A 17,161-nucleotide genomic window follows, 5' to 3' on the forward strand; every position below is an offset into this window, starting at 1 on the left:
TGTCGTCGTGCACGGGGCAACCCCTTTCAGTCGGAGGCGGGCAGCGCTTTGGCGGCCTTCAAGGTCATCGCGGCTCCATCGCAGGTCAGTTGACCGGTGCCGGAGCTGGTGCACAGCAGCTCGACGGTTTCCGCGGCATCGACATAGCGTTTCCCGATCAGCGTGACCGCATCCGCCCCAGCCGATTTCGCGGGCGTGACCGAGGCCGCGGGCACCATGGGCGCACCACCGCACGCGATTTCCGGCCGAGCGTCGACGGGCGCCCGGACCACCACCACCCGCGTGCCGCATACGGTGCTGGCGAACTGGTCACCGGGACGAATCGGCGCCGTCATGGTGAATCTCCTTCCACTCGGGCTGACCCCTTGAGCCATCACGCTCTCGCTATCAGAAAACTATATTCTCATTATAGGAGAATCAACATCTGATCGGAAATGAGCATGACTGAGCAGCGACGAGCACGGGCGATCGCGATGACCGCCACCGAACGCGACGCCTTCCTACAGAGCCGGCCGATCTGCCGGGTAGCCACCATCGGCCCTGGCGGACATCCGCATACGAGCCCACTGTGGTTCGCCTGGGACGGCACAGCACTGTGGCTCAATTCGCTGGTGCGCAGCCAGCGGTGGACAGATATCACCCGCGATCCACGCATCAGCGCGATCGTCGACGACGGCGGAACCGACTTCCTGCAGCTGCGCGGCGTCGAACTGCGCGGCCGCGCCGAAGTGGTCGGCGAAACGCCGCGCACCGGCGCACCGGTCGAAGAGCTCACCGAACCGGAGCGGCTGTTCGCCGACAAGTACATGGGCGGGCAGCCATTTCGCTACGACGGCCGACACGGCTGGCTGCGGCTGACGCCGGACCACGTCATCAGCTGGGATTTCGCTCGGTTACAACGCCGACGTTGACTATCGCAGACGTCCATGGAAATCTAGTCTTCAGTTTTGGAGAATCTGATTCTCATGAGAGGAGGACAGGAGTGCGTCTGCCGCCGTTGCCCGCGGACCAATGGGACGACCGGACCCGCGATGCCTTCAAGACGTTGCTGCCGCGCGCGATCCGCAATGCGGAAGGGGCGGGCCCAGCGATGGGGCCGCTGGCCCGGCACCCAGACCTGACCGAGGCTTATCTCGGATTCAGCGTCTACTTGCTGTTCCGGTCCACACTGCCGCCCCGGGTGCGCGAGTTGACGATCCTGCGGGTCGCCCACCGGCGCGGCTGTGCCTACGAGTGGGCCCATCATCAGCAGTTCGGCCAGGAGGCCGGACTGACCCTCGACGAGATCGAGGCCGTCACCCGCGGTGAGGCCGCCGACGACTTCGACCGCCTCGTCCTCACCGCCGTCGACGAACTCGACGACAAATCCGAACTGTCCGACCAGACCTGGGCGGCACTTGCCGAACGACTCGATGAAAAGCAGCGCATGGACCTGGTTTTCACGGTCGGCGGCTACATCCTGCTGGCCATCGCGCTCAACACCTTCGGCGTACAGCCCGACCCTGAAAGGTAAATCCCTTGCCACACTTCACCAAACCGACGGCGGGCAGCTGGACGGAAAACTATCCCGAACTCGGCACCGAGGTCGTCGACTTCACCGACTCGACCGATCCCCAGTTCTACAAGGACGAGCAGGAAGCCATCTTCAAAAAGAGCTGGCTCAATGTCGGCCGCGTCGAGCGGCTGCCCCGTGTCGGCAGCTATTTCACCAGGGAGCTGGCCTGCGTCAACGCCTCGCTGGTCATCGTCAAGGACCACGATCAGCAGGTGCGGGCCTACTACAACATCTGCAGGCACCGCGGCAACAAACTGGTCTGGGACGACTACCCCGGCGAGGAGACCGCCGGGAGCTGCCGACAGTTCACCTGCAAATATCACGCCTGGCGCTACAGCCTCGAGGGCGAGGCCACCTTCGTCCAGCAGGAGAAGGAGTTCTTCGACCTCGATAAGAGCAAGTTCGGGCTCAAGGCCGTGCGCTGCGAGGTGTGGGAAGGCTTCATCTTCGTCAACCTCGACGACAACGCCCAGCCGTTGCAGGGATATCTCGGCGCATGGGCAAAAGGCCTGGAGGGCTACCCCTTCCACGAGATGACCGAGGTCTACAGCTACAAGGCCGAGATCGGCAGCAACTGGAAACTGTTCATCGATGCCTTCGCCGAGTTCTACCACGCGCCGGTGCTGCATATGAAGCAGGCGGTCAAGGACGAGGCCGACAAGCTGCTCAATGTCGGCTTCGAGGCACTGCACTACGAATGCTGGACCCCGCACTCGATGGTGTCCTCGTGGGGCGGTATGGCCCCGCCGAAGGACATCAATATGGTCAAGCCGATCGAGCGGGAGCTGCGCAGCGGCCTGTTCGGTCCATGGGAACGGCCCGATATCGAGGGCCTGGATCCGCTGCCGTCAGGTGTCAACCCCGCCGGCCACAAGGCTTGGGGCGTCGACGAATTCGAGGTCTTCCCCAACTTCGGCATCCTGATCTGGGCGCCGGGTTGGTATCTGACCTACCACTACTGGCCGACCGCGGTGAACAAGCACATCTTCGAGGCGAACCTGTACTTCGTGCCGTCGAAGAGCGCCCGGGAACGGCTCGGCAAGGAACTGGCGGCGGTCACATTCAAGGAATACGCGCTGCAGGACGCCAACACCCTCGAAGCGACCCAGACCATGCTCGAGACCGGTGTGATCACCGAATTCCCGCTCAACGACCAGGAGGTGCTGCTGCGCCACCTGCACCTCACCGTCCAGAAGATCGTCAAGGAGTACCGCGATGCCCGAAACAACTGAGAAGGCGCTGCCCGCCGAATTCGCCGACCTGGACCGGTTTTCGGGCTGGATCCTGGCCACCGAGCCCGAGCGTTACGCCAAGCGGCTGGCCTCCTCGATGGCGGAGATGCAGGACCTCTACGACACCGTCTTCCCACGCCTGCAGGCGGCGCTGGACTACTGCGACAAGTTCGAGTTGTCCGAGCTGCCCGATGATGCCCGGCACCTATTCCACCTGCTCCAGTCGCTGGTGATGGTGTCGTTCCCGATCGAGGTGTGGAAGCAGCCGCGGGTGCCCGACTCCGGCGCCGCCTACCTCGACGTCATCAAGGAGCCGGTGGTTTAACCATGCTGACACTGAAGGCGGCCGGTCTACTCGATATCGACACCGGCGAGATGATCCGACCCGGCATCGTTCGCATCGACGGCGATCGGATCGTCGGCCTCGGCGCGGGCGGGGACGACACCGACGAGGTCATCGATCTCGGTGATGTCGTGCTGCTGCCCGGCCTGATGGATATGGAGGTCAACCTCCTCATGGGCGGTCGCGGCGAGACCGGCCTGGCCTCCAGTGTGAAAGACGATCCCGCACTGCGCATGCTGCGTGCGGTGGGCAATGCCCGCCGCACGCTGCGGGCCGGTTTCACCACCGTGCGCAACCTCGGACTGTTCGTGAAGACCGGCGGCTACCTGCTGGATGTCGCGCTCGGCAAGGCGATCGACGCGGGCTGGATCGAGGGCCCGCGCGTCGTCCCGGCAGGACATGCGATCACGCCCACCGGGGGCCACCTGGATCCGACCATGTTCTCCGCCTTCGCGCCCGACGTGCTGAAGCTGACCCTCGAGGAGGGCATCGCCAACGGCGTCGACGAGGTGCGCAAGGCGGTGCGGTACCAGATCAAGCACGGCGCGCAGCTGATCAAGATCTGTGTCTCCGGTGGCGTCATGTCACTCACCGGAGCTCCTGGGGCACAACACTATTCGGACGAAGAGCTGCGTGCGATCGTCGATGAGGCGCACCGGCGCGGGCTCAAGGTCGCCGCCCACACGCACGGGGCGGAGGCGGTCAAACATGCCGTCGACGCCGGAATCGACTGCATCGAGCACGGCTTCCTCATCGACGACGAGGCGATCAAGATGATGGTGGCGGCGGGCACCTGGTTGGTGCCGACCACCCGGCTCGCCGATGCGATGGATGTGTCCAAGGCGGATCCGGCCTTGCAAGCCAAGGCCGCCGAGATGTTCCCGAAGGCCCGCACCTCGGTCCGGGCGGCCTACGAGGCCGGAGTGAAGATCGCCGTCGGCACGGACGCGCCGGCGATCCCGCACGGCCGCAACGCCGACGAATTGGTGGCACTGGTCGAGCGCGGTATGAGCCCGATCGACGTCCTGCGGGCGGCCACGGTGCGCGCGGCCGAATTGATCGATGTCACCGACCGCGGGCGGCTGGCCGAGGGACAGCTGGCCGACATCATCGGCGTGCCGGGAGATCCGTTGCGCGACATCACCGTCACCCAGAACGTGCGGTTCGTCATGAAAGGCGGCAAGGTACATGTCCAGAAATGACGATCTGCTGGAGATCCAGCAGCTGCTGGCCCGCTATGCAGTGACGATCACCAAGGGCGATATCGATGGTCTGCTCGCGGTATTCACCCCCGACGGCACCTACAGCGCATTCGGTGACACCTACACCCTCGATCTGTTCCCGGATCTGGTCGCGGCCGCGCCGAAGGGGCTATTCCTCACGGGCACACCGGTTCTCGATATCGACGGGGACACCGCCGCGGGCACCCAGCCGCTGTGCTTCATCGACCACAGCAACCACGATATGCGCATCGGCTACTACACCGACAGCATCGTGCGGACCGAGGACGGATGGCGGCTGAAGACGCGCCGAATGACCTTCATTCGCCGCAGCGGCGTGCACGATTCGGGCATCCCACACGCCTTCGAGAACACCCGCGGATGACCATGGACGTGTCCGAATTCCGGTCCGGTGTGCGGACCTGGCTGGACGAGCACGATCTGTCCCCCGGTCCGGATCATTCGCTGGACGGTCAGGTCGCGCAATTGGCCCGCGTGCGCCGGGCCCTCTACGACGCGGACTGGATGCGCTACGGCTGGCCCGCCGCGGTCGGCGGTCTCGGTGGGCCCGCAATGCTCCGCGCGATTCTCGGTGAGGAGGTCGCCACCCGGGATCTGGCCGAGCCCGGACTCTATTCGATGGTCGAAGTCCTTGCGCCCACAATGATTTCATACGCGCGCCCGGACCTGGCCGCGGAAATGGTGCCATTGCTGCTGTCGGGCCGCGAACAGTGGTGCCAGGGCTTCTCGGAGCCGGGTTCGGGCAGCGACCTCGCCTCGCTGACGACGAAAGCCGTTGCGCGTGGCGATGATTGGGTGGTCAACGGCCAGAAGGTGTGGACCAGCCTCGCCCAGTATTCGGCGCGCTGCGTCCTGCTGACCCGCACGGCCCCCGGGCACGACGGGATCACCGCGTTCTTCCTCGACATGGACTCCCCCGGCATCACGGTGCGTCCGCTGCGCACCATGCACGGTGTCGACGAATTCGCGGAGGTGTACTTCGACGATGTCGTGGTGCCCGGTGACCGCATGCTCGGACAGCCCGGCGACGGCTGGCGGGTCGCGATGGATCTGCTCCCGCACGAGCGCTCCACCTGCTTCTGGCACCGCGGCGCTTATCTTTTCACCCGGCTCGACCGATTGGCGGCGGCGGCCACGGTGGCCGACGATGCCGACCTCGGTGCCGCTTATCTGGCGTTGCATACGTTGCGCTGCCGCTCCCGGCTTACCCAGCAGCGACTGGCGGCCGGTGCGCACCTCGGACCGGAAACCTCGATCGACAAGGTGCTGCTGGCCAGCGCCGAACAGCAACTGTTCGACACCATTCGCGACGTGCTGCCCGGCTCGGTGGAGCTCACCGATCCCGAATTGCGCACCGAATTCCTCTATTCACGCGCGGCCACCATCTACGGCGGAACGGCCGAGATCCAGCGCAACATCATCGCGCGCCGTCTGCTCGACCTGGGCAAGGAGTAAGCCGTGACCGGCATCGATACCGATACTGCCGAGCTCGAACTGCTCACCGACACGCTGCGTAAGACGATGACGGCGTCGTCGGGTCAGCAACTCGATCAGGCGCTGACCGACCTCGGTTGGCCCGACCTACTCACCGCAATGCCGGACGTAGCAATACCTTTGGTGTTCCGCCTGCTGGGCGAGACCGGCGCGCACGCGCCACTGCTCAACGACGTCATCGCCCACGCCACCGGTACGCCGCTCGGCACCGCGCACCCGCTGCCGTTCGCGGGCGGGTCGTGGGTGGTCTGGGAACGCACCGATCGTCCCGGCACCACGGTGGACGAGGAACTCCCCCTGCACTCGGTACGGACCGGAGCCGCTGGCGGGGTGGCTGCCGGTCGTCGCGCCCTGGCCTGGTGGCTGCTCGGCTGTAGCCGCGCCATGCTGGCGCTGGCCCGCCGACATGCCCTGGACCGCAAGCAATTCGGGCGTCCCGTCGCATCGTTCCAAGCGATCCGCCACCGCCTCGCCGAGACGCTGGTCGCCATCGAAGGCGCCGAGGCCACACTGACGGCCGCCGACGACGAGTTCGGCGCCCTGCTGGCCAAAGCCGCCGCCGGGCGCGCCGCATTGATCGCGGCTCGACACTGTCAGCAGACACTCGGCGGTATCGGCTTCACCGCCGAACACGACCTACAGCGGCATATCCGCCGTGTCCTGATTCTGGACGGATTGCTCGGCAGCACAAGGGAACTCACCCGTGAGGCGGGCACCCGCATCCGCACTACCGGCGCGGCACCGCGCCTGGTTCATCTGTAAACCAATCCCCCGAGGCACCTGCCATGAAATTCGCTCCAACCGCGATCGGCTATCTCCGCAGCGATGTATCCGGAATACGGCAAGGGTGGGACGAAACCCAGATCCGGAGCCTAGCCGGACGTCTCGGCTACAACCTCACCAAAACCGTTGCCTTCAGCGCCAAGACCGACAATCCAATGGCGCAACTCGTCGCGCTGGCTCGCAAGATGAACGCGGATGCGGTGATCGCACCGGGTCTGCCTCATTTCGGAGGTGCGATACCGCGCGAACTGGACCAGGTCACAGCCGTGATCACCGTTATCGAGCACACTGGGCGCGTGACGTCCAGCTAGAGCCGATCAGGTCCCCTTCCCGGTCGTGCTCTCGCGTCGGCGTCAGCCGGACTGGGCTCGCCGTTCAAGGGCTGCTGATATCAAGGCACGCGCAGTGTTGCCCGTCACGGATTGCTTCGCCAGGACGTTGAATGTGCGCCCGTATGTGGCGACCTCCCGTGGCTGGGTAATCGTGAGTTCGGCTGTCACGTTCTCGACCATCACTGTGCGATCGTCGAAAATGATGAAGTTCGATATTGGTACTTGGTAGCGGGTTTCGGCGGGCACGATCCCGAACAGCACCCGCGACATGCCCAGCACCGCAAGGAGGCGATCCAGTTGTCCAGTCATGATCCGGTCATCGCCGACAGTCGTCCGTAGCGCCTGTTCTCCGATCACGAAGTGAAACCGATGCTTTCGCGTATACAGGATCTGCTGACGTTCCATCCGCTTCGATACGCCCTCTTCGAGGTCATTCGGTATGCCCTGGAACTCGATCACATTGCGCATGATCTCTTCCGCATACTCGGCAGTCTGCAACAAGCCCGGGATCAGAACCGGCTCATACCAACGCATCAGCTGCGTCTCAGCTTCCAACTTGATCGAATGCTGCTGCCGCCGTTTCGTGCCGGTTCCAAGCACTCGGCGCCACTCCAGATATGACGCCTCCATGTTGCGGACGGTCGCGATGAGATCCGGCACCTGGTCCATGGAGTTTGTGTGCTCGCACCAGGTGCGAACGTCGGCATCGGTGGGTTTGGTCTTCCCGTACTCGATCTTCGACACCTTGGTTTGGTGCCAGCCTGCGAGGTGGGCGAGTTCCGTACCGGTGAGCCCCGAGTTGAGTCGAAGCTCCCGGAGTCGGCCTCCGAGAGCTTCGCGCAGTTGGTGAAGCGAATCACTCACTGGTTGGGGTACTCCGCGAGAGGGGTAGCGAGCGCCCAGACACGCTCTTTCACGGCTCGGCAGTACTCGACCATCCAAGGATCGCTCGTGACTGCGCCACCGACCCAACGGCCCGACGGCTCGAAGATCGTGTACGCCAGCACCGCGTTATCGAACAACCACCAGTCATCCACGGTCAACTCGGCCGAATCGATCAAGTGCCGCGGCAGGTAGCGAACGTCCTCGCCAGCTTCGGCATTGAACCGTGCCACTGCCTTCGCGAAGCGCGTGTACTCGGTGTGAGGTTCGGTCACCACGCGGGCACGGTTCACGGCCACACCGCGACTGGTCACGTCCCGCACGTGGTCGAGCCATGGTCGGAACCATGCGTAGTCGTCGGGTTCGTCCTGAAGGAATTTCCGGAACGGCTCGGACTCCTCTGGAGTCTCGTAGATGTCCTGAACTTCCAGGTGGAACGCCTCCCGCTGGCAGGAGTGGAATAGGCGGTTGAACGCCTCATCCCGCACGAGTTGCACCGTAGAAAGTCCTCTCTGCCTTCGGAACCTCGATGCATGTTTCGTCGTCGTAGATGTCCAGTCCCCCGAGTACGTCCGGGTCGGTGATCGGGATCCCGTCGAGAATGAATGTGCCGCGGCCGGTGTCGGTCATCGGCGCCCCGACGAACGTGTCCGGGAGCGCGAAACCGAGCAACAGGTGTGGGATCTCGACGGTTCCGGCTGAATCGGTTTTCCATCCTTGTACAACGTAGGTGTGTTGGTCGGTGGCGTAGAGGCTGGGGCATCCGCCGCCAGTGGTTCCGCCCTTGCCGAGAAACTGTAACCGCATGGCCTGGCTCTCCAATCGCTGTATGCGTACCTATGCTCACGCAGATTCCATACTCCTCTCCAAATGCCACCTGTAAAGAGGAACGATCGAATCAGAGCATTTTCGAGCATGAGCCTGGACGAGCATGCTCCCGGCTTCTTACCGTTCAAGCCCAGGCACTCGGCGCCGGGGTGATGCCTACGGGCCCTCGGCGCCGGGCGGCCTGCCAACCCGAACGAACACCGAGGCGGTACAGCCAATGCCGTTCATGCCTAATTCAAAACTGCCACAACGCGATCCCCTGGTCGGCCCGCCCGCGCCCTATAGCGGCGCACCGGCCGAAAAGATCGAACTTTTCGCGGGCGCGGTAGCCCAGTGGGCAGATCAGTCCTTGCTCGCACAGTCGTCCCGGTGCTGGGCAGAGCATGAACCACCCGAGGGGATGCGTCATGGCGCTCACTGAGCCACAGGCCAAAGTGTTAGCAGCACTGGCCATTCTGGAGCCCACGCACGCGCTGACCGTGCGCGAACTGTGCGGCCACGCTGGTCGCGCCGAGGCCGCTACACGTGCAGCGCTGCAAGGGCTCGCCGATTCCGGTCTCGCCCACGGTTCCCGCACACTCCCGGTCGGGTGGCGGATCTCCGACCGCGGGCGATCGCTGATCAAGGCACCGCCATACCGAGAATTCCTGCCGCGCAACGGCGCTGACACTGTGAGCACGAATAAGCCAAGCCAGTGAGGGCGAAACCAACCGCGATCGGATACCTGCGCACCGACGTATCCGGAAGCTCACAAACATGGGACGAAATCCAGATTCGCAGTCTCGCAAAGCGGTACGGCTACGACCTCGCCAAGACCGTGACGTTCAGCGCACAGACCGAACACCCACTGAGTCGGTTGCTGACCGTGGTCCAGCGCATGGATGTGGACGCGGTGATCACCCCCAACCTCGAGCACCTCGGCGGCGCGGTGCCGCCTGCCCTCATCCGAGTCTGCGAGATCAACACCATCTCGCCCGAGGCGACATACGCGCCGCACGCCCGGTTCCGGTTTGTCGATATGAACGGCGTCTGCTCCACAGCAACGCCGCTGGAAAGGAGGTGACTCAACATGGTGGCACGAGTTGAGGATCCAGGCCCGGACGGCAACAACCACGACAACTGGAATCAAGACCCGCGCGAAGACCGAGGCGAGGACGTAATTCGGCCGTGGGGGCGATAACCGCCGCGGAGTCACGAGTAGCAGCTTTGAACAACAAGAAGCGGCCCGACCCTAATGCGTGAAGGCCGGGCTGCCTTCTAGCAACCCCTGATGGAGAAAATAAATGAAGATCATCAGAGCCGCTCTCACAGCGTGCGCGATCACCGCATCGATGTTCGGTGCGATCACTCCGCCAACCGCCGCGGCACCGACACCGGTCAACGGGCCGTGCCTGTTCGGGCACGTCGATCCCAACAACGCCAACAGCGCGTGCAAAGGCAGCGACTCCGCGAACTGGCCGGAATCAGAGGCGAATCCGGACGGAAGTCCGAAACTGTCGTGTTCCCGGTGGCCGGCCACCGGCTCAACAAGGGAGCTGGTGTCGCGCGAGAGCTGCGACGCATGGGTATCGATCTGGACCAGATCACTGCATAGCTGAGGGCAACGATGGATAGCGAGCGCTTCCGCGCGGTCCGCAATCGTGCTCGCTTCCTCGATGGGCGGGTCGTCGAACATTCCCTGATGGCCGTGTGGTGACCGAGTATCCGGACGGCACGATTACTGAGCACCGCGAGTAGGTCGACTCACCAAAACCGTTGCCTCCAGCGCCAAAACCGACGATCCGGTGGCAGAACTGGTCGCCCTGGCCCGAAAACGCGGACGCGGTGATCGCAACAGCAAGTCCGCGCTTTTCTACTACGAGACCGGAAAGCGCTCACTGACACCCGATGTCATAGCGTGGTACGAAAGGCGTTTTGGTGGCATCCAAGACCCGGTAGCAACCTTGCTCAACCTCGGAAGGGCTGATGTGGAACGGCGCTCTTTTCTACGTGTCGGGTACTCCACAGCTATCAGCGCGTCCGTGCTACTTCCCGGATGGCTCGACGGGGCAGCGTCAATCGGACCGAGAAAAGACGCGGCCCTCCGTCATGTGGGCCAAGCCGACGTAACCGCAGTGCGAGACGTGATGTCGCTGTTCTCCCAGATCGACCAACGGCTCGGAGGTGGTCATGGACGAACGGCTGTTGCCCAATATCTGACCAACGAGGTAACCAGCTATCTGAACGGCTCCTTCGCCAGCGAAGCTGTGCGACGTGAAATGTTCACAGCGGCCGGCGAATTGGCGTATCTGGCTGGGTGGATGGCGTTCGACAACGACGAACACGCAGTGGCACAGCGCTACTTCACCACCGCGACAAAACTTTCCGTCGAAGCAAACGATGGCCCACTGACGGGGCACGTGCTGCGGGCCATGGCACACCAAGCCGTCGACCTCGGCCACCCCCAACAAGGGCTCCAACTCGCCGAAGCATCAGTGAGCGGCAACCGCTACCGAGCCGCTTGCCCACGTGAGCGCGCGCTCCTGAAGGTTGTGCACGCCAAAGCATTGAGCGCAGCCGGTCAGAAAGCCGAGTCCGCAAAAGCCCTGCTCCAAGCCGAGCGCGACCTCACAGCCGCTACCGACTCCGATCATGAGCCCGCTCGGGTCTTCTTCTTCTCCGAAGCGAGCCTTGCTCACGAAACCGCTTGCGCACTACGCGATTCGGGCGACCTAGCCGGCGCCGCCGACCAATTCCAGCTCAGCGTCCGCAAACGCAAAGCCACGACGTTCACCCGAACCCACGCGGTAACCCTTGGCTACCTCGGCACCGTGCAGGCCCGCAGCAGCGAACTCGAGCAGGCATGCACCACATGGACATCCGCGCTCAACGCAATGGACGGCGTCCAGTCAGGTCGCACCCGCAAGATTGCCCGCGACATACGCGCAACCGTGGCACCGTATCGACAGGTCGCGGGAGCCAGCGAGATCGATCAGCGCGCTGCGGACTACCTAGCCGCCAGCGGAATGTAGAACAGGGGTCAAATGGCAGACGAAGTGTTCGAAGTTACGCCGATCGCACACGTGGTCGGCGGTCGTCGCGAACCCACAGATGATCACTGGGGAGGTACCGAGGCGATCATCCGCATAGATGACCCGCGGTTCACCGAAGAGTCCGTGCAAGGACTGGACGCGTTCAGCCACCTCGAAATCGTCTTCCGATTCCATTTGACCGATCCAACAGACCTGCACTTCGGTGCACGCAGCGCCCGCGACAACCCCGCATGGCCGGAGGTCGGCATCTTTGGGCACCGGAACATGCGGCGGGTCAACTGGCTCGGGGTTTCGCGTACTCGACTGCTTCGCGTAGACGGCTTGGATCTGCACGTAGCCGAGTTGGACGCGGTGGACGGCACACCCGTGCTGGACATCAAGCCGTGGTTCGCAGAGTTCGGGCCCGTGGACAGATTCACCAGGCTCCGTGGTCAACCGAGATGCTCAAAGACTATTTCTAGACGGGGCAAAGCAATAACCCTGACGTCCCCACAGTGACGCTACGCCGGTCTCTGCACGTGCTGAGTCCCCGTCGTGCCGGATTCGGTAACCCAACTCCGGTAGCCCCGCCAGCGTGCAGCCCGGAAAGCGTCGCGGATGGAGCAGGCTATTGCCGTTCGGTCACCGTCGCGATGACCGGGAACTTGGTGTTGAGGGTCAGCGCGGAGATCGGTGTGAGGTCCGGGTTGTCGATGGTCAGCTCGAACCGGCTGACTATGGTCGAGAGCGCCAGCTGCATCTCCATCATCGCGAATGCGTTGCCGATGCAGAGGTGTCCGCCCGCGCCGAAGGGCAGCCACAAGTTCCGGTCACGGCCGGCGACCGCGTCGGCGGCGAAGCGGTCCGGGTCGAAAGTATCGGGCCGGTCCCAACACTCGGGGTTTCGGTGCGCGTGGTAGAAGCTGTACATCAGCGGTGTGCCTGCCGGGATGTGGTAGCCCCCGATCTCATCGTCTTCGGCGGCGCGCCGCTGCCCCATCCATGCCGGCGGTTTGAGCCGCAACACCTCCTCGAGTACCTGCTTGCTGTAGGGCAGCGTGGGCAGGTCGGCCAGGGTGGCATGCCTGCCGGTCAAGGCGCTGTCAACGTCATCGCGCAGCCGCTGGTGCACCTCCGGATGCAGTTGCAACAGCAGTATGGCCGACGTCAATGCCGAGGAGCTGGTCTCGTGACCGGCGAAGAGCATGGTGACGACCTCGTCACGCAGTTCCAGGTCCGTGAGTTTCTCGTTGGTATCGGCGTCCGTGGAGTTGATGAGCATAGACAGCAGCCCACCGCTGCCGGAGTCGCGCAAGTCGTCGATCACCTTGTAGACGATGGCATCCATTTCGGCGATCCCGCGCCAGAAGCGGCGATGGCTGGGCGTCGGAAACTTCAAGGGAACCAAGGGCATTCGCACGAACTTCCCCAACTCGGCGTTCACCTTCTGCGTCGCGCGGGCGAAGCCGGTGACCTCCGGGCCGTTGGGATCCAATCCGAACAGCGCCCGCACCACGATTCGCAGCGTGAGGTGGCTCATCTGCTCACCGATGTCGACCGTCCGTCCGGCGCGGGCGTGTTCGGCCCATTCGTCACACATGGAGTCGATCTCGGCCACCATGATCTCGCTCAGCGCACTGATCTTCTTGTGGTGGAAGGCCGGTTGGACGAGGCGCCGGTTGCGTCTCCACCGGTTGTGGTCGGCGATGGTCGCCAGCCCTCGCCCCACGAACGGCTCGATGATGTCGTACATCTGGGTCTCGCGGGTGAAGTTCGCCATGCGTTCCTGCAAGACGTACTTGATGTGGTGGGGATGGGTGATCCCGACCATGCTCCCGTTGATCAGTTGGAACCGAAAGACGTCGCCGTGGTGGGTCATGGAGTCGGAGAGGAACGAGATCGGGTCGACGACAAAATGTTTGGTATTCCGGAGGCGGCCGGCGACCATCGGGGGCAGGCCGCTGACTGTGGAGGTGGAAGACATGACAATAAGTAGAACCGATCTCCTCGGATTCCGGCTGATTTTCAGTAGTTGTGACTGGAGGCCAACTCCCGCAACAGGTCCCGGCCGGCAAAGCGGCTGACGTTCTCATCGCAGGCGAAAGTGGCGCTTTCGTAACGGATTCCGATGGCAGCGCGCGCACAGCCTGACTACGGAACATACCATCGCGGCAAGCCCGGCCATTGCTCCGCTCTTGCTCGATCTGATCGCAAGCGCCCGGTAGCAACGCCGCCAGATCGGCAAGCGAGAGATCGTTCTCGCCGCCGACTGCTCGCCGCCTCGCCTATCTGCCGATTCGACACCGCCACCATCCGCATTCGGCGAAAAGCCATTCCGCCACAACCAGAATCAGCTCCCAGGTCGCCGTCACCCGCACACGCCGCAGTCGACCTACTGCATCTTTTGCTTCATCTCGTCCAGATGGGCCAGAATCGGCAGCCCGGCGTGGCTGAGCGCATTGCCGTGGCCGGTCTGGTGCACATCGAACACCGATTGGATGGCGGCATAGAAGCCCTGTATGTCCAGCGTTTGATTCACCGCGCGCTTGGCCTGACGCAGCCCGAACGGCGGCATTTCGGCGATCTGGGTTGCCAGCGCGGTGGTCTGCGCATCCAGCTCGGCGCGCGCCACCACCTTGTTCACCATGCCGACCTGCTCGGCCTCGCGCGCGGTGACCGGGCGCCCGGTGAACAGGATCTCCTTGGCCTTGCGCGGCCCCAATTCCCAAGTGTGCCCATGATATTCGACGCCGCCGATACCCATCAGCACGACCGGATCGGAGAAGAGCGCGTCCTCGGCGGCGACGATCAGATCGCACGGCCAACACAGCAGCAGCCCACCGGAGATGCAGCGCCCCTGCACCGCGGCGATGGATGGTTTCGGCACATTTCGCCAGCGCAGCGAATATTCCAGGTAGCGGCGCGATTCGACGTTGTAGATCATGTCCAGGGTGATCTTGTCCGGTAGCGGCCCGCCCGAGCGCAGATCATGACCGGAGGAGAAATGCTTGCCTTCGGCCCGCAAGACGATCACCGACACGTCATCGTCGGCCGCCGCCCGTGCCCATGCCGCATCGAGTTCGTCCAGCAGTTCACCGTTTTGGGCGTTCGCGACCTCGGGACGATTCAGGGTGATGGTCGCGATCTTATCGGCGACCCCGTAGAGAATATGCATACCGAACTCCGCTACCTGGGCAGTCCGAGCACCCGCTCGGCGACGATATTGCGCTGAATTTCGGAAGTGCCGCCGGCGATGGTTCCGGCGAAGCTGCGGACATACCGCTCGAACCAGCTGCTGATGAAATTGTCATTGTTCAGCGGATTGAACGGGGCGGTCATCGCCGGATGGATCAGCCCGTCGGAGCCCTGCGCGGACAGTGCCTGTTCCGAACCGTTCTGCACCGCCTCCGAACCGAGCAGTTTCAGCACCGACAGCGCGGCGACATCCTGTTGGCCCCGCGCCGCACGCGCCAGCGCCGCCGAACCGAGCAACCGCAGCGCCTGGGCATCCATGACCAGCGTCGCGTAACGGTCGCGGTCGAGGACGGTGCGCGGGTGGAAGTCCTCGATCAACTCCTGTAACCGGTCGGCGAAACTGAGCCACAGCAGCGTGCGCTCATGTCCGAGCGAACCATTGGCCACGCCCCAGCCGCCGTGCAGCGGGCCGACCAGGTTCTCGGCAGGCACTCGGACGTCGGAGAAGAACACCTCGTTGAAGTCCAGATCGTGTGGTCCACAGATGGAGGCGAACGGTCGCCGGGTCACGCCCGGAGTTTCGGTGGGGATCAGGAGCACGCTGATTCCCTTGTGCTTGGGCGCATCCGGATCGGTTCGCACGAATGTGAGCAGTACGTCGGCGTCGTGCGCGCCGGAGGTCCATACCTTCTGCCCATTCACCACGAAATGATCGCCGTCGCGCACGGCCCGGGTGCGCAGCCCGGCCAGATCCGAACCCGCACCCGGTTCGCTCATGCCGAGCGCCGCGGTGATCTCGGCACGCAAAATCCTTACCGCCCATTGCTTCTTCTGCTCCGCGCTGCCGAACGACAATAGCGAAGCGGCGATGATGCCGAGCCCCTGCGGATTGAAGCTGTGATAGATGCGCCGCTTGGACAGCTCCTCCAAATGCACGTACTGCTGCAGGATTCCGGCATTGCGGCCACCGAATTCCGGTGCGTTGCCGGGCAGCAACCAGCCGTGGTCGAACTGCACTCGCTGCCATTCCCGCGCCCACGGCGGGACCTCCGCGCTGGAGATCGGCCGATCCCGGGCGGCTACCGCCTCGTCGGGCATGAATTCAGTGAGGAAGGCGATGAATTCGGCCCGGAACTCCTCGACCTCGGTATCAAAAGTCAGTCGCACGGTACTCCTCGGCGATCAGCGCCCGGTGCTCGGCCGCGCCGCCGAGCAGCAGCTCACCGGCTTTGGCCCGCTTTAGCGCGAACTGCAGGTCGTTTTCCCAGGTAAAGCTCATGGCGCCGAATAACTGCATGCCCCTGCCGAACACCTGCGACTGACATTCGCCCGCCGCGGCCTTGGCCATCGACGCCGCCAGCCGCCGCCGCGGATCGTTCTCCCGGATCGTCATCGCCGCGAAATACGCTAGGGCGCGCGCTCTTTCGATCGCGACATGCATATCGACGGCCTTGTGTTTGACCGCCTGGAACGAGCCGATCGGCACGCCGAACTGCTGTCGGGTGCGCACATGCTCGAGCACCATGTCCAATACCCGTCGACACGCGCCGACCATGGTCAGCGCCAGTCCCGTCGTGGCCAGGTGACGCGCGGGCTCGGGATCGACGCGCAGGTAGCGATCGTCGGGAACCCGCACACCGGCGAAGCTCGCCTCGGCGACGTGCAGTACCGGATCGAACACTGTCGCCCGCCGCATGGTCACGTCGGCGGCGGGCACCACGAAGACACCGGCCTCGGTCACGACAGCCAACTGCCGCGCCCGATCGCCGTCGAGCACATGACGCGCGGTGCCGCTCAGCACCCAGCCATCCCGGTCTCGCACCGCCGACACCCCGTCGTACACTGCGGCACCCGGTTCACCAGAGCGCACGAAATCCGGTGCGAGCGGGGCGAATTGGGTCATGGTGGCGAGATATGGGGTGGGGTCGGTGGCCCGCCCCAACTCCTCGAGCACGATTGCCAGTTCCACCGCGTCGGCTGGAGCGGTCAGGTCCATCCATCCGAGCTCGATATAGGTGCGCCACAGTCCCTCCGGATCCGCGCCCTTATCGGCCACCTCGCGGATCAGCGTCGGCGGGCACTGTTTGGCGACCACCTCACGGACGGTTTGTTGCCACAGCAGTTGATCGGAGTCGAACTCCAAAAGCATCCGGCCTGCCTCCTTGCGCTCCGACACACTTCAGAACTGAGAATAACATTCTCCGCCATGGAAAGTAAGAGTCTCGCATTTGTTCACTGACACTGCGTCCAGCCAACACAGAGACA

Annotated in this window: 22 protein-coding genes; 13 read left to right on the plus strand and 9 right to left on the minus strand. The window is 63.9% G+C overall.

Features of this window, described 5'->3' with window-relative positions; genetic code table 11:
* Positions 1-26: 26 nt before the first annotated feature.
* Positions 27-335, minus strand: coding sequence for a hypothetical protein (locus tag AB0J47_RS10145; protein ID WP_364342940.1), 309 nt, complete (start codon positions 333-335; stop codon positions 27-29).
* A gap of 105 nt (positions 336-440) precedes the next feature.
* On the opposite strand from AB0J47_RS10145, the gene AB0J47_RS10150 reads away from it, so the two are divergent.
* The 9 genes from AB0J47_RS10150 (at position 441) to AB0J47_RS10190 (ending at position 6,959) form a co-directional block, all read left to right on the plus strand.
* Entirely contained in the window at positions 441-911 is a 471-nt protein-coding gene (locus AB0J47_RS10150) for a pyridoxamine 5'-phosphate oxidase family protein (protein WP_364342944.1), read from the plus strand.
* A 71-nt stretch (positions 912-982) separates the two neighbouring features.
* Entirely contained in the window at positions 983-1,513 is a 531-nt protein-coding gene (locus AB0J47_RS10155; protein ID WP_364342947.1) for a carboxymuconolactone decarboxylase family protein, read from the plus strand.
* A gap of 5 nt (positions 1,514-1,518) precedes the next feature.
* The gene (locus AB0J47_RS10160) at positions 1,519-2,787 is read left to right on the plus strand and encodes an aromatic ring-hydroxylating dioxygenase subunit alpha (RefSeq protein ID WP_364342950.1); all 1,269 of its coding nucleotides are present in this window, start codon (positions 1,519-1,521) and stop codon (positions 2,785-2,787) included.
* Positions 2,771-3,112 carry a hypothetical protein gene (locus AB0J47_RS10165; RefSeq protein WP_364342953.1) on the plus strand — a complete coding sequence of 114 codons (342 nt, stop codon included), beginning with the start codon at positions 2,771-2,773 and terminating at the stop codon, positions 3,110-3,112. Before AB0J47_RS10160 ends, AB0J47_RS10165 begins: the two co-directional genes overlap by 17 nt.
* A 2-nt stretch (positions 3,113-3,114) precedes the next feature.
* Entirely contained in the window at positions 3,115-4,332 is a 1,218-nt protein-coding gene (locus AB0J47_RS10170) for an amidohydrolase family protein (RefSeq protein WP_364342956.1), read from the plus strand.
* The gene (locus tag AB0J47_RS10175; RefSeq protein WP_364342959.1) at positions 4,319-4,735 is read left to right on the plus strand and encodes a nuclear transport factor 2 family protein; all 417 of its coding nucleotides are present in this window, start codon (positions 4,319-4,321) and stop codon (positions 4,733-4,735) included. Before AB0J47_RS10170 ends, AB0J47_RS10175 begins: the two co-directional genes overlap by 14 nt.
* Positions 4,736-4,737: 2 nt before the next feature.
* The gene (locus tag AB0J47_RS10180) at positions 4,738-5,826 is read left to right on the plus strand and encodes an acyl-CoA dehydrogenase family protein (RefSeq protein WP_364343111.1); all 1,089 of its coding nucleotides are present in this window, start codon (positions 4,738-4,740) and stop codon (positions 5,824-5,826) included.
* Positions 5,827-5,892: 66 nt separating this feature from the next.
* Positions 5,893-6,627, plus strand: coding sequence for an acyl-CoA dehydrogenase family protein (locus tag AB0J47_RS10185; protein ID WP_364343114.1), 735 nt, complete (start codon positions 5,893-5,895; stop codon positions 6,625-6,627).
* Between the two features lie 23 nt (positions 6,628-6,650).
* Positions 6,651-6,959, plus strand: a complete 309-nt coding sequence (locus AB0J47_RS10190) for a hypothetical protein (protein ID WP_364342962.1) — start codon at positions 6,651-6,653, stop codon at positions 6,957-6,959.
* A 42-nt stretch (positions 6,960-7,001) separates the two neighbouring features.
* Here the strand turns inward: AB0J47_RS10190 and AB0J47_RS10195 are convergent, their stop codons facing one another.
* From AB0J47_RS10195 to AB0J47_RS10205, 3 genes are read right to left on the minus strand one after another with little or no spacing between them, the layout of a single operon-like run.
* Complete coding sequence (locus tag AB0J47_RS10195; RefSeq protein WP_364343117.1) at positions 7,002-7,844, minus strand: helix-turn-helix transcriptional regulator; 843 nt, start codon at positions 7,842-7,844, stop codon at positions 7,002-7,004.
* Positions 7,841-8,350: a DUF6879 family protein gene (locus tag AB0J47_RS10200; RefSeq protein WP_364342964.1), complete on the minus strand. Its 510-nt coding sequence runs from the start codon at positions 8,348-8,350 to the stop codon at positions 7,841-7,843. The genes AB0J47_RS10195 and AB0J47_RS10200 overlap by 4 nt, the downstream gene beginning before the upstream one ends.
* On the minus strand, positions 8,340-8,669 hold the full coding sequence (locus AB0J47_RS10205) for a hypothetical protein (protein ID WP_364342967.1): 330 nt from the start codon (positions 8,667-8,669) through the stop codon (positions 8,340-8,342). Before AB0J47_RS10205 ends, AB0J47_RS10200 begins: the two co-directional genes overlap by 11 nt.
* Before the next feature lie 428 nt (positions 8,670-9,097).
* Between AB0J47_RS10205 and AB0J47_RS10210 the strand changes: the two genes are divergently transcribed.
* Together AB0J47_RS10210 and AB0J47_RS10215 are read left to right on the plus strand one after the other, a co-directional pair.
* The gene (locus AB0J47_RS10210; protein WP_364342970.1) at positions 9,098-9,388 is read left to right on the plus strand and encodes a hypothetical protein; all 291 of its coding nucleotides are present in this window, start codon (positions 9,098-9,100) and stop codon (positions 9,386-9,388) included.
* Positions 9,385-9,753 (plus strand): hypothetical protein, encoded by a 369-nt coding sequence (locus tag AB0J47_RS10215; protein WP_364342973.1) that lies wholly within the window; start codon positions 9,385-9,387, stop codon positions 9,751-9,753. The genes AB0J47_RS10210 and AB0J47_RS10215 overlap by 4 nt, the downstream gene beginning before the upstream one ends.
* Positions 9,754-9,921: 168 nt before the next feature.
* Here the strand turns inward: AB0J47_RS10215 and AB0J47_RS10220 are convergent, their stop codons facing one another.
* A complete protein-coding gene (locus tag AB0J47_RS10220; RefSeq protein ID WP_364342976.1) occupies positions 9,922-10,365 on the minus strand; it encodes a hypothetical protein in 444 nt (147 codons plus the stop codon).
* Positions 10,366-10,804: 439 nt separating this feature from the next.
* Between AB0J47_RS10220 and AB0J47_RS10225 the strand changes: the two genes are divergently transcribed.
* Together AB0J47_RS10225 and AB0J47_RS10230 are read left to right on the plus strand one after the other, a co-directional pair.
* Positions 10,805-11,701, plus strand: a complete 897-nt coding sequence (locus AB0J47_RS10225) for a hypothetical protein (RefSeq protein WP_364342979.1) — start codon at positions 10,805-10,807, stop codon at positions 11,699-11,701.
* 12 nt (positions 11,702-11,713) lie between these two features.
* On the plus strand, positions 11,714-12,220 hold the full coding sequence (locus tag AB0J47_RS10230) for an SAM-dependent methyltransferase (protein WP_364342982.1): 507 nt from the start codon (positions 11,714-11,716) through the stop codon (positions 12,218-12,220).
* 109 nt (positions 12,221-12,329) lie between these two features.
* On the opposite strand, the gene AB0J47_RS10235 is transcribed toward AB0J47_RS10230, so the two are convergent.
* The 4 genes from AB0J47_RS10235 to AB0J47_RS10250 form a co-directional block, all read right to left on the minus strand.
* Positions 12,330-13,685 (minus strand): cytochrome P450, encoded by a 1,356-nt coding sequence (locus AB0J47_RS10235; RefSeq protein ID WP_364342985.1) that lies wholly within the window; start codon positions 13,683-13,685, stop codon positions 12,330-12,332.
* A gap of 408 nt (positions 13,686-14,093) precedes the next feature.
* Positions 14,094-14,876 carry an enoyl-CoA hydratase gene (locus tag AB0J47_RS10240; protein WP_364342988.1) on the minus strand — a complete coding sequence of 261 codons (783 nt, stop codon included), beginning with the start codon at positions 14,874-14,876 and terminating at the stop codon, positions 14,094-14,096.
* Between the two features lie 11 nt (positions 14,877-14,887).
* Positions 14,888-16,063, minus strand: coding sequence for an acyl-CoA dehydrogenase family protein (locus tag AB0J47_RS10245; protein ID WP_364342991.1), 1,176 nt, complete (start codon positions 16,061-16,063; stop codon positions 14,888-14,890).
* On the minus strand, positions 16,047-17,045 hold the full coding sequence (locus AB0J47_RS10250; RefSeq protein WP_364342994.1) for an acyl-CoA dehydrogenase family protein: 999 nt from the start codon (positions 17,043-17,045) through the stop codon (positions 16,047-16,049). Before AB0J47_RS10250 ends, AB0J47_RS10245 begins: the two co-directional genes overlap by 17 nt.
* Positions 17,046-17,161 lie beyond the last annotated feature (116 nt).

This window comes from Nocardia sp. NPDC049737 (assembly GCF_040674755.1).
GTDB lineage: Bacteria > Actinomycetota > Actinomycetes > Mycobacteriales > Mycobacteriaceae > Nocardia.